Origin of the sequence: Brevibacillus fortis, from assembly GCF_046196545.1 — a bacterium.
GTDB lineage: Bacteria > Bacillota > Bacilli > Brevibacillales > Brevibacillaceae > Brevibacillus > Brevibacillus fortis_A.
Genome location: NZ_CP176370.1, coordinates 4,806,708 through 4,822,354 on the forward strand (window position 1 = coordinate 4,806,708; position 15,647 = coordinate 4,822,354).

Annotated in this window: 15 protein-coding genes; 4 read left to right on the plus strand and 11 right to left on the minus strand. The window is 46.3% G+C overall.

All coding sequences use genetic code 11. The features are described from left to right. Positions 1-48 precede the first annotated feature (48 nt). The 4 genes from ACKKE8_RS23725 to ACKKE8_RS23740 form a co-directional block, all read right to left on the minus strand. Positions 49-846: an ABC transporter permease gene (locus ACKKE8_RS23725; protein WP_173618698.1), complete on the minus strand. Its 798-nt coding sequence runs from the start codon at positions 844-846 to the stop codon at positions 49-51. Continuing rightward, positions 843-1,646, minus strand: coding sequence for an ABC transporter permease (locus ACKKE8_RS23730; protein ID WP_409179184.1), 804 nt, complete (start codon positions 1,644-1,646; stop codon positions 843-845). The genes ACKKE8_RS23725 and ACKKE8_RS23730 overlap by 4 nt, the downstream gene beginning before the upstream one ends. Positions 1,647-1,690: 44 nt before the next feature. After that, positions 1,691-2,677: an ABC transporter ATP-binding protein gene (locus tag ACKKE8_RS23735; protein ID WP_409175181.1), complete on the minus strand. Its 987-nt coding sequence runs from the start codon at positions 2,675-2,677 to the stop codon at positions 1,691-1,693. 189 nt (positions 2,678-2,866) lie between these two features. Next, positions 2,867-3,817, minus strand: a complete 951-nt coding sequence (locus tag ACKKE8_RS23740; protein WP_409175182.1) for a DMT family transporter — start codon at positions 3,815-3,817, stop codon at positions 2,867-2,869. 137 nt (positions 3,818-3,954) lie between these two features. Between ACKKE8_RS23740 and ACKKE8_RS23745 the strand changes: the two genes are divergently transcribed. The 3 genes from ACKKE8_RS23745 to ACKKE8_RS23755 all read left to right on the plus strand — a co-directional run bounded on the left by ACKKE8_RS23745 (position 3,955) and on the right by ACKKE8_RS23755 (position 7,620). After that, on the plus strand, positions 3,955-5,304 hold the full coding sequence (locus tag ACKKE8_RS23745) for a PLP-dependent aminotransferase family protein (RefSeq protein ID WP_409175183.1): 1,350 nt from the start codon (positions 3,955-3,957) through the stop codon (positions 5,302-5,304). A 414-nt stretch (positions 5,305-5,718) separates the two neighbouring features. Next, a complete protein-coding gene (locus ACKKE8_RS23750) occupies positions 5,719-6,342 on the plus strand; it encodes a YqaA family protein (RefSeq protein WP_409175184.1) in 624 nt (207 codons plus the stop codon). A gap of 106 nt (positions 6,343-6,448) precedes the next feature. Further along, a protein-coding gene (locus ACKKE8_RS23755) for an IS3 family transposase (protein ID WP_409174781.1) occupies positions 6,449-7,620 on the plus strand; the annotation gives its coding sequence in 2 pieces (ribosomal slippage) (positions 6,449-6,722 and positions 6,722-7,620; 1,173 coding nt in all). Between the two features lie 69 nt (positions 7,621-7,689). Here the strand turns inward: ACKKE8_RS23755 and ACKKE8_RS23760 are convergent. The 5 genes from ACKKE8_RS23760 to rbsK all read right to left on the minus strand — a co-directional run bounded on the left by ACKKE8_RS23760 (position 7,690) and on the right by rbsK (position 13,170). Beyond that, on the minus strand, positions 7,690-9,828 hold the full coding sequence (locus tag ACKKE8_RS23760) for an AAA family ATPase (protein WP_409175185.1): 2,139 nt from the start codon (positions 9,826-9,828) through the stop codon (positions 7,690-7,692). Between the two features lie 118 nt (positions 9,829-9,946). Beyond that, positions 9,947-11,086 (minus strand): MFS transporter, encoded by a 1,140-nt coding sequence (locus ACKKE8_RS23765; protein ID WP_409175186.1) that lies wholly within the window; start codon positions 11,084-11,086, stop codon positions 9,947-9,949. 64 nt (positions 11,087-11,150) lie between these two features. Continuing rightward, positions 11,151-11,747, minus strand: a complete 597-nt coding sequence (locus ACKKE8_RS23770) for a TetR/AcrR family transcriptional regulator (RefSeq protein ID WP_409175187.1) — start codon at positions 11,745-11,747, stop codon at positions 11,151-11,153. A gap of 148 nt (positions 11,748-11,895) precedes the next feature. Further along, positions 11,896-12,258: a cupin domain-containing protein gene (locus ACKKE8_RS23775; protein ID WP_409179185.1), complete on the minus strand. Its 363-nt coding sequence runs from the start codon at positions 12,256-12,258 to the stop codon at positions 11,896-11,898. Between the two features lie 9 nt (positions 12,259-12,267). Continuing rightward, entirely contained in the window at positions 12,268-13,170 is a 903-nt protein-coding gene (gene rbsK, locus ACKKE8_RS23780; RefSeq protein WP_409175188.1) for a ribokinase, read from the minus strand. Between the two features lie 167 nt (positions 13,171-13,337). Between rbsK and nfi the strand changes: the two genes are divergently transcribed. Then, positions 13,338-14,024, plus strand: a complete 687-nt coding sequence (gene nfi, locus ACKKE8_RS23785) for a deoxyribonuclease V (RefSeq protein ID WP_409175189.1) — start codon at positions 13,338-13,340, stop codon at positions 14,022-14,024. On the opposite strand, the gene ACKKE8_RS23790 is transcribed toward nfi, so the two are convergent. Then, positions 14,021-14,659 carry a hypothetical protein gene (locus tag ACKKE8_RS23790; RefSeq protein WP_409175190.1) on the minus strand — a complete coding sequence of 213 codons (639 nt, stop codon included), beginning with the start codon at positions 14,657-14,659 and terminating at the stop codon, positions 14,021-14,023. The two genes, nfi and ACKKE8_RS23790, sit on opposite strands and share 4 nt — an antisense overlap. 109 nt (positions 14,660-14,768) lie before the next feature. Then, a complete protein-coding gene (locus ACKKE8_RS23795; RefSeq protein WP_409175191.1) occupies positions 14,769-15,530 on the minus strand; it encodes an alpha/beta fold hydrolase in 762 nt (253 codons plus the stop codon). Positions 15,531-15,647: the final 117 nt, after the last annotated feature.

A 15,647-nucleotide genomic window follows, 5' to 3' on the forward strand; every position in this document is an offset into this window, starting at 1 on the left:
CCTCCAAATCAGTTATAGGATTGCTTTTATGAAAACACCATGATGTATCTAAAAGATGGATTGATTATTTTTCGAGTCTTTACGGCGGAAAATCTCAGCCACCACAACCAACAGCACTGTACTCACAATCAAAAGTGTCGAGAGTGCATTCACTTCTGGCGAGACACCTCGTTTGACCAACCCATAAATGTAGAGTGGCAATGTGGTCGAATTCGGACCAGCCACGAAGAACGAAATAATGAAATCGTCCAGCGACAGGGTAAACGCCATCAGGAAGCCTGCGATGATCCCTGGCATGATCAGAGGCAGCGTCACATAGCGCAATGTCTCCCATGGAGTTGCTCCCAAATCTTGAGAAGCTTCTTCCAATTCTTTGCCCATATCAGCCAAACGTCCAGAGATAATGACCATCACATACGGCATGCTAAACGTTACATGCGCCAGGATCAGGGTCACTTTCCCCAGCTCCATCTGTACCTGGCTAAACAGCACGAGCAAAGCCAACCCCATCATGATCTCCGGGATGACAATCGGCAAGTACATCAGCCCGTTGAAGATGTTGCTCCAACGAATTGAATAATGCTTAACTGCCAGAGCGGCAGCCGTACCCAAAACCGTTGCAATAACGCTGCTGATAACCCCAATCGTCAAACTGTTCATCAGCGCTTGCATGACCTGCCTGTTTTCAAACAAAGAAACGTACCACTTCCACGTAAAACCAGTCCACGTAGCATTGATCCGTGAATCATTGAACGAATAAAGGACAAGGATCAAGATTGGCAGATACAAAAAGACCAGCATCAGCCACGAGTATCCAGATAGTGCGTTTCGACGTAATGTTTTCATGCTGATCCCTCCTTTGTCTCGCTCGCTTTGGTAGCGCGGAAATAAAGAAGAATCAACAGCATGGACAATAGCATCAGCACAATGGACAAGGCAGAACCAAACGGCCAGTCACGCGCAGACAAAAATTGATTCTGAATGACGTTTCCGATCAGAGCCGATTTCGCTCCTCCCATGACATCCGGAACGACGAACATCCCGATGGAAGAAACAAATACGAGAATCGACCCAGTGACGACACCTGTCTTGGTCATCGGCAGAGTCACGTGCCAAAACGCTTTCATAGGTGTTGCGCCCAGATCATACGCTGCTTCCAGCTTACGACGGTCCATCTGCTCCAGTGACACATAAATCGGCAGTACCATGAACGGCATGAGTGTGTACACCATCCCGAGCAGGACAGAACCCGAATTGTACAGAAGCGGCAGCGGCTCCGAAATAATGCCCAGCGATTGCAGGAACGTATTGATCACGCCTTGCGAACGAAGGATGATTACCCACGCATAGGAGCGGACCAAGAAATTGATCCAAAACGGAATCATCACGAGCAAAAGCCATATTTGCTGAGTCGATTTTTCCAGTCGTGAAATGTAATACGCTAACGGATAACCGCACAAGATCGAAAATACCGTTGTAAAAACCGCTACGACCAGCGTATCCCAAAAAATTTGGCCATACAGCGGATCGAAAATTCGGATGTAATTGTTCAGTGTAAACTCATAGACAACTTGCCCGTACGTGCCTCTTTTTAGGAAAGACAGTATGGCGATCATAAGCATAGGCAGGACGAAAAGCGCACCCATCCACAAAAGGGCGGGAAGCGCGAGCAGTTTTACCGGCTTCTTGTTTAACAAGGAAGAATCACCTCGTCCGTCTGTGCCCAGCCAATGGCCACCTGATCTCCCACCTGCCAGTCCAGACCGTCACCTGCGTACTGGTGTGCCATTACGGTCATATCCTGCCCCTCAAGGCGGATAAATACCTTGCGCAAATTGCCGAGGAACACCGCGTCAGCAATGATGCCCAGCTTCTTGTGCTTGTCCTTGTCGGAATCAACCGGGTACAACTTGATCTTTTCCGGACGTACGGCTGCATTCGTTCCGTTTTCCCGGAAAATGTTGTTTTCCCCAATAAAGGTAGCCACAAACAAGGTTTGCGGGGAGTTGTAAATCTCTGCTGGAGAAGCAATCTGTTCAATTCGTCCCTTGTTCATAACTGCGATTCGATCGGACATCGCCATCGCTTCTTCTTGGTCATGTGTGACGTAAATGAACGTTATTCCCAAGTTTTTCTGCAAGTTTTTCAGTTCGAGCTGCAAGCTTTTTCGCAATTGGTAGTCCAAAGCACCTAGAGGCTCGTCCAGAAGCAGAACGCGTGGGTTGTTAATAATCGCCCGTGCGATTGCTACGCGTTGCTGTTGTCCGCCAGACAGCTGCTTTGGCGTGCGCTTCCGCAATTCTGTCAGCTGGACGTACTGAAGTACTTCCTCCAAACGCTTTTGTTGTTCAGCTGCGTTCACTTTTTTCATTTTCAAACCAAACAGGATGTTTTGCTCCACTGTCATGTGTGGAAACAAAGCATATTGCTGGAACACCATGTTCATATCGCGCTGATACGGCGGTACAGCCTTAAGTGGTTTTTCATCCAGGAAAATTTCCCCAGTCGTTGGCTGCTCAAAGCCAGCAATCATTCGCAGCAGTGTCGTTTTCCCACAGCCACTCGGGCCGAGTAACGTCAAAAACTCCCCTTCTTCAATGGAGAGAGAAAAAGAGGGGACGACGATAGTATCTGCAAATCTCTTTTCAATCGAATCCAGATGTATAATTTTTTTCATTCCGTCATCTCACCATATGTCATTATACTCACAATCTAGGTAACTATATCGTGTATGATAGGATTTGTAAACAGTTTCACCAAGTCTGGAACGATTTTTTTGCGACCAGCAAGGATGAGCGATTCCTCCAAAAAAACAAACAAAGCGAATGAATAAACATTCGCTCTGTTGCGTATCCTTTTTATTTTCTCACACAGAGGTGGATTTCGATTGAGGCGTGCGATTCTGGTTCTTCGATTTTGCCCCTAGGAAATTCGTCCCAATCACCCCGATAATAATCATCACCGCGCCAATAAGATGGTAGTATGCCAGTTGTTCCTGCAAAAAGATGACGCCTGCCACGATGGTAACCAGTGTAGACAAATTGTTAAACACGCTGAGTTTGGATGCTTCCATCTTGGACAAGGCAAAGTTGGTCATAAAAGACGTCATGAGCGAGGACAGTATCCCCAAAAATACAATGGAGATGATAAACGACGAGCTGGCGAAAGGGGCGAAATACGACGACAAGGTCCCCTCTGCACTATGGCGAATGACTGACCAGCCGTTAAAAAACAAAAATCCGAGTAACGCCACCATATACGTCATGTCTATATAATGAAAGGACTTTGTCATTTTCCTCGCCAGAACACTATACCCCGCCAAAGAAAATGCGGATAACAGGATGAGAATGGTACCGATACTGCTCCCTGAGCCTGAGCTTACACTCAACCCCTTCATTGCAAAAATGTACACGACACCACCTACGGATAAAAGCGTGGACAGCTTTTGCAGCCACGTAGAAGACTCTCCCAAAAAGAATGACGCCATAATCATAGTAAAAATCGGAACGGTTGCTTGAATAATCCCCGCTTCAGATGAAGTAGTATACACCAGTCCAAACGCCTGAAGGGTAAAGAACAGAATGGGATACAGCATGGCAAGCGGTATAATCGTGAGCATGTCTTTTGGTTTGATGGACAGCTTGATCCACCCAAACACGATTGGTATGGATGCAGCGATAAATGCCACGGTAAAACGGTGTGCCAAAGTATCAACCGGGTTGGTTACAGTGAGTGCCATTTTCAGAAACAAAAACGACAAGCCGGTAATCCCTGCATTCAGCAATGCCGCAAGAATCGCTTTTTGTTGGTCTTTCATCGTATGTATCTCTCCTACTGGGGACTTTTTACAGACGACCGTCTTAGGTTAATAGTAATGAGGGAACAATCGTGCTACAATGCAAAAAAGGAGTAACTGTACCGATACAAATCCGGCAGTAAGGGAATGTTTTTTGGATGCACAAATATTTGCAGCTTCAAAATGAACTCGAAACGTTGATTGAAAGCCTCTCCTATCGAGACGGAGACAGGCTTCCCTCCATTCGAGAGCTCGCCTCTCGCTACCAATGCAGCAAGAGCACTGTAATCCGCACTTTGGATGAGCTCGAAAAGCGTCACCTCATCTACTCGGTCGACCGAAGCGGTTACTACGTCGTGAAAAAACAAAGAAAGATCCAACCCGCAGATACGTCCATAATCGATTTTGCGACCTCTGCTCCCGATCCTGACCTCTTTCCTTATGTCGACTTTCAACATTGCATCAATAAAGCGATTGAAACCTATAAAAACGATCTTTTCATATACGGAACCACACAAGGCTTGCCATCGCTCATTGCTGTCATCGCCAAGCTGCTTGGGAACCATCAGGTTTTTACGGACCCGGGTAATATTTTCATAACCTCTGGTGTCCAACAAGCTCTATCCTTGCTGTGCAGTCTTCCTTTTCCAAATGGAAAGGAAACGATTCTGATTGAGCAGCCCAGCTACCATCTTTTCATTGAAAGCTTGCAAGTACGCAAGCATCCTGTCGTCGGGATCAAGCGCACTGCCCAAGGAATCGATTTAGAAGAGCTGGAGTCTGTTTTCCAAAAGGGAGAGATCAAGTTTTTCTATACGATGCCTCGCTATCATAGTCCGCTCGGTACGACGTACAGTCGAAAGGATAAACAGCGCATTGTAGAGCTTGCCCAGCAGTACGACGTCTATATCGTGGAAGACGATTACATGGCAGACCTTGAGCATGACAGCAAAGCCGATCCCCTCTTTACCTATGATCGCTATTCTCGCACCATCTATTTAAAAAGTTATTCCAAAATTATTTTTCCCGGGCTGCGTTTGGGTGTGGCCGTTATACCTGACCCGCTAAAGGATTCCTTCAACCAACACAAGCGACTCATGGATATCGACAGCTCCATGCTATCTCAAGCTGCGTTGGAGATTTACCTAAAAAGCGGAATGTTCGAGCGTCACAAGCAAAAAATTTGCAGTTCCTATCAACGGCGATCCAACCTGCTGATGGCGTCCTTGAACCATTTCGCGGCGAATGAAGAGCATCTGTTCACCTTTCAGCCCTTTGCGTATCCGGGGATTCATACGCACATTGTTTTGAATGATTCCATCCCGGTCCCTGCTATTATCAACCAGCTCAAAAAGCGCTCGATTCTCGTGGATACAACTGACAAAAATTACTTGGTGGGCTTTCCGCAAGAAAATATTTTGAAGCTGAATGTGTCCTATGCCAAGGAAGCAGAGATTGAGCAAGGGATTGAGGTGTTGATGGATGTGTTACGCCGCATGCACCGATAACCTATCCGTCTTAAGTCGTAGATAAAATCCGGCGAAGGTGCGTTCTTGGACAACCAAAAAATCTCCATAATAGAGCTGTTGAGTTGATCTATAGTCCAGGTGGATCTGAAATGATTGTTACGTAACCTATTAACGATCTACAACGTATTACAAATACAGGAACATGGGTTACCAGAATGATTGGCTCGGAAAATTGTTTCAAAATGCATCGATTGCGGTATATCGTTGTATAGTAAGTGAATCCCAATTCAAAAAAATTCGTTCCATAGTCGGCCAGTTTGAAGTAGAATCGCATCTAGACACATATATTTTGTTGGGCTTACTCGGTGTGATGCTGAATATTCCGATAAGGCGCAAAAAGGCCTCCAAAGTTGATGACTGGCAGTTAACGATAGAATGAAAAAGGAGAAATAGATGTTTCAGAACATTTTAGATTTCTTAATGGAATACGGCTATATGGGAATGTTCATCCATTCTTTTGCAGACGCAGTCATCTTTCCTGTTCCTGCCTTCTTTCTTCAAGTGCCACTCAGCCTCGTTGATCCTTCGCAGGCATTGTGGATTGCAACAGTAGGCTACATCGCTTGTCTCTTAGGGACACCCGTCGGCTTTTTTCTCGGTAAAGTACTAGGCAAATCCGTTCTGTACAAAATCCTCAAAAAGGAATGGATTGATTCTGCCACAGCGATGTTTCAAAAGAAGGGCGAAGTCGCGATCTTCATCGGTTCGTTTACACCAATTCCGTTTAAAGTTTTTACAATCATGTCGGGTTGCTTGAACTTCCCATTGTGGAAATTGATTGGGTATGCGGCAATTGGACGGGCAGTCAAATTTTACGCTGTCGGATTATTGTTTTATTTTTACGGCAAAATGGCGGAAAATATGGTCCATGACGTTTCTCTCTATATTTTCCTCATCGTGGTGCCGCTCATCTTGGTCGGTTTATGGGTGAAGAAAATCGTCACCAAGCGCCGCCAGCTGAAAATGGAAAGTACTGGCGTCAGCAATGGCATCAATGAGAAAGTCATGAATAAATAGCAAAGAAACCCCAATTCACACTGGTAATATCCCCTCATGGTTGACTGTGTTTAAAACCCCACTGTTACAATTGGGTAAGACACAATTGATCAGAGGGGATTTTTTTATGGCTAAAAAAGGACAAACATTTAGAGTTTATACGGAAGAGGAAAAAATGGAAGCCGTACGTCTTTACGAGTCCGGAGTATCTTCTAGAGAAGTCGCCAGAAGATTAGGCATTCCAGAAAAAAGACAGGTGTTGGACTGGGTTAATAAGGTTCGTAATGGGGAGGCACTAACAGCTTCTCGATCAAATCAGGCATGGCGAAAAGGGCGTCCAAAAACCAAATTCACAAGCGTTGAGGAAGAGTTAGCATACATAAAAGCGGAGAATGAATATCTAAAAAAGCGATATCCAAATCTAAACGGGGAGTGACTTCGAAGAAAGCAAGGTTCTCAATTATTGAACAAATGCAAACCAAATATCGATTATCATGGCTGCTCAGTTTTGCAAAAGTATCCCGTGCGGGATATTACAAATGGAGAAAGTCCAGAGAGGCATCTGTTCGACGTAGCGAAAAGGAAGCCAACCTAAAAGAACATATCCTAAGTATCCATCGCTTGCATCCTTATTATGGTTACTTACGAGTGACAGTTGCCCTTCGCAAAGAAGGTTTACAAATCAATCACAAACGTGTCTATCGAATGATGAAGGAATTAGGCATCCGCTCAGTAATTCGTAAAAAAAGACGATTCTTCGGCAGACAGGCATCAGTTGTAAACCCGGATCGTCTGGAAAGACAGTTTAAAGCAGAAGCACCTCTAAAGAAGCTGGTAACCGACATCACCTATCTACGAGTCGGAGAACGATTTTTTTATCTATCTGCTGTGCAGGATCTGTTTAATAACGAAATCGTTGCTTGGCATGTCTCTTCCCAAAACGATTTGTCACTCGTGATGAGCACCGTAGATAGTCTTTGTAAGGGAAGAGAGATGAACGGTTCCGTCCTACATTCGGACCAAGGTTTTCAATACACTTCCAGACACTACAATAAACGTTTGGATGAGTACGGAGTACTAGGAAGTCATTCGAGACGGGGAAATTGCCTGGATAATGCCTGTATCGAGTCATTCTTTTCTCATCTGAAGACAGAAATGATGTATCGATGCTCGGCAAAATCATTTGAGGAATTAAATCAATCTGTTGAAACATACATTGCATTTTATAATCAGAGTCGTTTTCAGAAAAAACTAGGCGACCGTTCCCCGATTGAGTATCGGAAAGCGATCGCCGCGTAACTATGGGTTTTTAGGCAGTCTACTTGACAGGGTTATGACCACACATTGGGGTTTCTTTTTTTACGCCTGTTATGCTTTTTTGACACGAATGCCTTCCTCTTCTACATCAATCAGCATCGATGTCACATTGTCCTCTTCCATCACCAGATCCGCAATGCCATCCTCTACGTATTGCTGAATCACGCGGCGCAATGGACGTGCCCCGAAGGAAGGGTTGTAGCCCAGTTCAGCCAGCTTTTCCTTTGCGGCAGCTGTCACGCTGATCTCCATTCCTTGCTCAGACAGATTGCCCATGACATCTTGCAGCAACAGATCGACGATTTTGACCAAATCCTGTTTTTCCAGATGGGCAAAGGAAATGATCGAGTCGAAGCGGTTTAGGAACTCCGGCTTGAAGTACGCCCCCAGAGAATCCAGCACGGTGGCAGGCTCGGGCGCTTGTGCTCCAAAGCCAACGGAGATTTTACGCTCGCTCACACCGGCATTGCTCGTCGCAATGATGACCGTCTCTTTAAAATTCACCGTACGGCCCTGACTGTCTGTCAGACGACCATCCTCCAGAATTTGCAGGAACATGTGCATCACGTCCGGGTGTGCTTTTTCGATCTCATCCAGCAAAATAATGCTGTACGGGTTGCGGCGTACGCGTTCTGTCAGCTGACCTGCTTCTTCATGACCGACGTAGCCAGGAGGAGAACCGATCAATTTGGATACCGAGTGCTTCTCCATGTACTCACTCATATCGAGACGGATCATGGAATCGCGGGTACCAAACAGCTCCTCTGCCAAAGCTTTGGACAGTTCTGTTTTCCCTACGCCTGTCGGACCGACGAACAGGAAGGAAGCAATCGGTCTGTTTTTCGGTTTCAGACCTGCACGACTGCGTCGAATCGCCTTTGCTACTTGTGTGACAGCCTCGGATTGACCAATGACTTTGGCTTCCAAATGAGCTGCCAGGTTTTTCATTTTCATCTGCTCATCACTTTGCAGCTTCGTAACAGGAATCCCAGTCTTTTGCTCGATCAAGGCCTGGATGTCCGTGACGTCAACCTGGACGCGTTGTTCCTTGCCCTCGATTTGATCCAGCTTCTCTAAAATGCCCGCTTCCTCGTCTCTCAGACGGGCAGCTCGCTCGTATGCCTCTTGCTCCGTCGCTTCCTTTTTCTCCTGATTGATTTGCGCCAGCCGCTTATGCAGCTCTGCCGTATCAACTGTGGAGGAGCGCAGGTTCAAACGCGAGCCTACTTCATCCATGAGATCAATCGCCTTGTCCGGCAAGAATCGATCCTGAATGTAACGATGGGAGTATTCCACGGCGGCACGAATGACATCATCCGAGTAAGCGACTTGGTGGAATGCTTCGTATTTCGGACGTAATCCTTTTAAAATCTCGATGGCTTGTTCTACGGTTGGTTCCTTGACCATGACTGGCTGCAGGCGGCGCTCCAGAGCAGCGTCTTTTTCAATCACGCGATACTCTTTTAACGTAGTTGCCCCAATCAGCTGCAACTCACCGCGAGCCAGTGCGGGCTTCAGGATGTTCCCTGCATCCATGGATCCTTCCGCAGAGCCTGCCCCTACCAAGAGATGAATCTCATCCACAAACAGGATGACGTTTTTACGCTTTTGCAGCTCGGCAATCACTTGCTTCACTTTTTCCTCGAACTGTCCGCGAATTCCCGTTCCTGCTACCAGAGAGGCGACATCTAAAATGTACACCTGCTTGTTTTTCAGCTTGGTCGGTACCTGCCCTTCCGTAATACGCAGGGCGAGGCCTTCCGCAATTGCCGTCTTCCCGACCCCTGGCTCCCCGATCAGAACCGGATTATTTTTGTTGCGTCGGTTCAAAATCTCAATGACACGCTCAATTTCCTGTTCGCGTCCAATCACAGGGTCAATTAGTCCGGCACGTGCCGCATCGTTTAGATTACGGCCCAGGTCATCGAGAATACCTCCGCCACGCTCTGGTGCTTGTGGCTGCGGCTGACTGGAAGGTTTGCCCGGATTCACCCGGCCTTGGGCAAAGCCTTGCAGGAACTCATCCAGCCCAGAGAAGGAGGAGAACGGACTAAAGCCCATACCCACTCCCATTTTGTTGGTCAGCTTTGTCTGGCAGTCTTTGCACAGATCGTATTTTTGTTGCTGATTTTGTACGCGTATATGGACAGTCACAGTTGCTTCTCGTTGTTTGCAGATTTCACAATGCATATTCAATCCCCCCAAAAGCGTTGTTTTGGAATTCAGAAGATCTTTGACCTTTTCTGACCTTCGTTGATCTTATTATAGTTTGACCTTTTTTGACTTTCAAGAGGGATTGTATGGTTTTTTACACTTTGCTCTTTTGCAGGTAGGGAACGATTGAAAGTAACCCGATAACAGCTAAACAAGCACCTACCCACAATGGTGAGACAAGTCCATAGCCACTGCTGATCCCGATCCCGCCTAAGGAAGAACCAATGGCAACACCCAGTGTAATAAAGGAAGTATGCACCGTGTTTACCATCGTCCCACTGCCTGCTGTATTCATGACGCGTGCGATCATGGCCGGATTCATCGCTACACCCGTCAACCCAATCAGAACAATGGACAGCACAGCGATCCATTTATTTTCGGCACCTACGGCAAACAGAACTAATGCCGCTAAAAGTATGCTTAATCCTGTTACAAGGATTCGCATGGTAAAACGGTCAGCAAGTCTGCCAATCAGGACATTTCCGATCACGGTCGCGATGCCGTAAAGGGCAAGCAAATACGGGATACTCGCATCCGAAAATGCCGTTACACCGGTAAGAATCGGAGTAAAATAACTAAACGCTGCGAACGTACCGCCAATGATTAGCATACTTGTCGCATACGCGGCCCAAAGGTGTGGATTTTGAAAACTGGCAAGCTCATCCTTTCCGTTCATCTGGTCTTTTTGTGCGGAGGAAGGGAGCAACCATTGAATCAAGGTCCCTGATAATAATACGACTACCGCAACAGCCCAAAAGCTCATTCTCCAGCCGAAATATTGTGCAATCACGGTTGTCAGAGGGAGCCCGATGACAGTAGCAATCATTAAGCCTGCCAAAACAATCGAAGCGGCCTTTCCCCGTGAATGAGGGGGAACCAAGCTGGCTGAAATACTGACGGAGATGCCAAACGCTGCGGATGAGGCGATACCCGTTAGGATACGCGCAAGCATCATCGACTCGTAATTCCAAGCCATTGCTCCTAACGCTTGACCAATAAAGAAGACGGCAACCAATGAAAGCAGCGCTTGTTTTCGGCGAATGTGCAAGAGAGCTGCTGTCAGGATGGGACCTCCTACCACCATTGCCCCTGCGTACGCCGTAATGAAATACCCGATGGATGGGATCGATACGCCGAAATCATCAGCAAGCTCATTCATCATCCCAGCCACCATAAATTCTGAAGTTGTCATCGCAAAAATCGCTACCGCTAACAAATAAATCATCGACGGCATGAAGGAACACTCCTCACTTATTATTGTAACAATCGGTAAAAAAATCACTCAAAAAAAGAGCGCTTTACGCGCCGAAGATTGATTCCATAGTGCCGTTCATGATTTGTTCAGCCAATGTCCGATTTTGTGTGGATGTATTCAACACACGGAAGCCGTAGTAACTGCTTAAAAATAGGCTAGCCAAATCCACAGCAGATCGTTTTTTGGAGATTTCGCCCGTTCGCAAGCCTTCCTCCATCACTTTTTCCATGGCTTGCTTTAAAAGCTCAACATGTCTGGAGACTATTTCTTCAATCTTGGGATCGTCTTTTGCCCGTTCCAATCCCGCATTGATCAGCAAACATCCCTTTGGATTCGTAGATTCAAAGTCTTCCACCAATGCCCAAGCTAAAAAATTTTGCAACCGTTCTTTCACGGAACCCGTACTTTCCAATAATGCCCGCTGTTCACGAATCCCGGTATCGTGATAGTGTTCCACCACCGCCAGATAAAGGTCCTGTTTGCTGCCAAACGTATTGTACAAGCTGCCTTTTCCTAATCCAGTATCACTGCATAAATCATGTGTTGAACAACCATTGTAGCCTTTTGACCAAAATGTTTTCATGGCCACATCTACGATGGACTTGTAATCAAAATCACGAGGTCTGCCGCGTTTGCTCACCGGAATCCTCCTTTCGTTTCCAACTGTTATGGAAATCTTACACATTATGTACCGTTCGGTCAACAATTGAAACATCTGAAACTGTAGACCATGCCTATAGAAAAAGCCCATTTTGAAAATCATCTCTCAAAATAGGCTTGATCATTGATTATATCGACTCTAAATCTGTTACTGTTTTTTCGTTTACTTGATCTCCTGTATTCAACGTCGTCTTTGGTTCAATCAATAATACATGAACCTCTTCCTCTGCAACTGGCATATGCTCTACACCTTTTGGAACTATGAGAAATTCTCCTTCATTTAACCAAACATCTTTATCACGAAACTTAATAAGCAGTTGCCCTTTCACTACGAAAAACATCTCATCCTCGTTTTCATGCTGATGCCAGACAAACTCTCCTTTTAATTTCGCTAGCTTTACATAGGAATCATTCATTTCTCCTGCAATTTTGGGATTCCAATACTCATGGAATAACGTAAACTTTTCAGCTAAATTGACCTTCTCCATTATTCTCCCCCATTAAAAAGAGTATGCTTGTACTTCATCGAAAGTAGGCAAGGATGGTTGAGCGCCGTTCCGTGTAACGACAATCGCTGCTACTTTGCTGGCGAAAGTGGCCGCTTCGGTTTCTGTCATTCCTTGCGTGATCCCGACCGCAAAAGCAGCGGTAAAGGAATCGCCTGCCGCAGTTGTATCCACTGGCTCTACACGGAAAGCTGGGATATGGGTCGCCTCATCAGCGGTTACCAAGAGAGCGCCCTTTTCCCCCAACGTCACGATGACGCGCTTTGGTCCGCCAGACAAAAGCTTTTTGGCTGCGGCCTGCACTTCATCTATCGTGGATACAGGCATTCCCGTGAGAATAGATAGCTCTGTTTCATTTGGGGTTAAGGTATGTACATGGGTTAATAGCTGACTGGATAGCTCGCGTGCAGGTGCCGGATTTAAAATGACCAGCTTGCCGAGTCGAGCAGCCTCTTTGACTGTATATTCCACGACAGGCATCGGGATTTCCAGTTGGAGCAATATGACGTCGCTGTCCTTTAAAATAGACTCATTGTCTGCAATATGCTCGGTGCTGACGAGCGCATTCGCACCAGGTACGAGCACGATGTTATTTTCGCCATCATCACTTACATTGATAAAAGCCATGCCTGTTGTACCCGAGCATTTGATCCCCTCTATGTGAACGTGCGCATCCGTTAGCCCTCCCAGCATAACTCGGCCGTTCTCATCCTCTCCTACCATTCCGATCATGGAGACATGCGCCCCCAGGCGAGATGCTGCTACTGCCTGATTCGCTCCCTTTCCACCCGGGATCAGCTCGAAGTGATGGCTTGCGATCGTTTCTCCTGCTTTGGGCAAATGATGTACATGGGTTACGAGATCCATATTGATGCTTCCTACTACTGCGATTTTCACGACGAGCCCTCCTAGTTCCATCTCGAACATGATCATTCTGTCGGTTACAAAATAGTGCTTTTCATCCGAGAAGTCAACGTATTTTCTCAGGATTGTTCCTAAGACTTGGAGCGCAATGCTTCTATTGGATATAATGAACAAATCTTCTATCATCCGGAGGTAACCAGATGGAGCCGATTATCCAACATCCTTGGAACATTGATGAGCAAGAGGCCATCAACCTGCAGCGACAACTCGCCCAGCAAGTGAAACAAGAAGATCAACTAGCGGACGTACGCTTTATCGCCGGAGTAGATGTCGCCTATCATGCCGAGTCTGATTTGTTAGTCGCTGGTGTCGTGATCCTCGACTCCACTTCCCTGCAAGTCGTCGAGTCTGTCGTCATTCAAGACACCGTCGAATTCCCGTATATTCCCGGCTTGTTCTCTTTTCGAGAGCTCCCTCCGTTGGTGCGTGCATTCAAGGAGCTCAAAACAACACCGCAGCTCGTCGTCTGCGATGGGCAAGGGATCGCTCACCCGCGAAGATTCGGACTAGCCAGTCATTTGGGCGTCCTGTTTGACATGCCTACCATCGGTTGTGGAAAAACGAGACTGTTAGGTGAATACGAAGAACCCGCACAGGAAAGAGGTGCGTATTCCCCTTTGATCGATCAGGGTGAGATCATCGGTGGAGTCTTGCGCACACAACCGAATATTAAACCGATATTCGTCTCGATCGGACACGGAATCTCATTACCAACTGCATGCGCATGGATCACCAGGCTCTCTCCCAAATATCGTTTGCCCGAAACGACGCGGCAAGCGGATCAGCTCGTGAATAAAGTATCGGCACAGTTAAATAGCAGCCGCTAATGGAGTGTCGGCCATACATTTTCATCGTGCTCATCCAAAACTGCTTCAATCTGATCTCCTTGGAACACGACGATATACCCTCGTGGAAGAGCCAATGCTTGCAAAAGAGACGGACGTAGCTTTAGCAGTTGGTAAACGTAGTAGGACTCTAGCTGGTCACTGTCTACTTCGCCTTCCACCGGCCCAAGATACCACCCGGAGTCACCTTTTCGAACATCTTCTGCACGCTGCAAATAGACGCGTTCTTGTTCAAATGCACCTTTTGCCACCACAATTTTATCTTGGAACAAAGCAGCTTCCCCTTCTGCTCGCACGGTTTGCAAGCAGTTGTTTTGCGCCATTTGCACGACCAAGGACACAGACAGGTCAGAAGTTGTTTCGGAAAAAGGATTTGCGTCGTAGTCCGGTGCCGCGATCTCCATATACCCATCCCGTTCAAGAACCAGCAGAATGGTCCATCCTACCTGAATTTTCGCACCGTTCTTGATAGGACCAATCTCGTCTTCTACATCGGCGAATACGTCCAACAGAAAGTCTGCTTGCTTCACCAAAAACTCTTTGCAGGTCACGACAAACGTGCGGTTATGAATCTGTTTGGAGCGTTGGCAGAGTCGGGACTCTTTCTCAGCTGACATGGACCTCTTCCTTTCTGTGTGATCGGAATTGCTGCTATCTTCAGGATACCACGAATAGGGGGAAAAACTCCGTTACACATTTGCTACAACGGATATGGAAAAACTGGCGCTACAACGTTCTTTGTTGGATTTGTTTAACACAGTCTTTGATCGTATCTATGACAACTCTTGGCTCGGTAAATTGAGGAAAATGCCCACTTTTTTCAGCGAGGATATGTTTGCTGTTGCTTGATAATGAAAGCAGTTCCAACTGATGCTCGATTCGTTTTTTGCGTACTTCTTCTGGCATCATACGATTTTCTTTTCCACCTGTAATCACATAAACAGGTATGTCGGGAAAATAATCGATGGCATGGATTTGTTCCACTGTTTTTTTGACAAAATGAACTTCATTGTATTGTTTATGGGAAGACCAGGAATCAAACATGGCGAACATTTTGTTAATGGTTTTGACTACCTTACCTTGATATTTTTCAAGGCCGATATCTTTCGGATGGCTGGATTCTAAAAAGACGACTCCAGCTACTTCGTTTGGGTAACGCCTGGCATACAAATTTGCATATAGTCCCCCTAATGAATGTCCGACTAGCAAAAATGGGGGTTCAAAACCTACTATCTTTAATGTCTCCCGTAACGTTTCTACAATCGTGAGTCCATCTTGGGGTTCTTGCGGCTTATCACTACCCGAAACACCAAATCGATTATAGGAAAATACAGATGACGTCTCTGAAAGATCAGGTAGTATTCTCATCCAACCTTCTATGGGTCCTGAGCCACCGTTAATGAGAACGATATTGGGCTTGCCGTTTCCGCTACAATGATATTGAATCTTCCCTTTTGAAGTACTTACTTTCGATATCTCTATTGCCATTGTACGGCACCTCACTTTGTTCGGGCTGGATTTCACTGTAGTAATACGTGATGAACAAAGAAGGGTTTCTATTTTTTAGGAATGATTCTTGCTGAGAGGAAAAGGAACAGCGGTAGA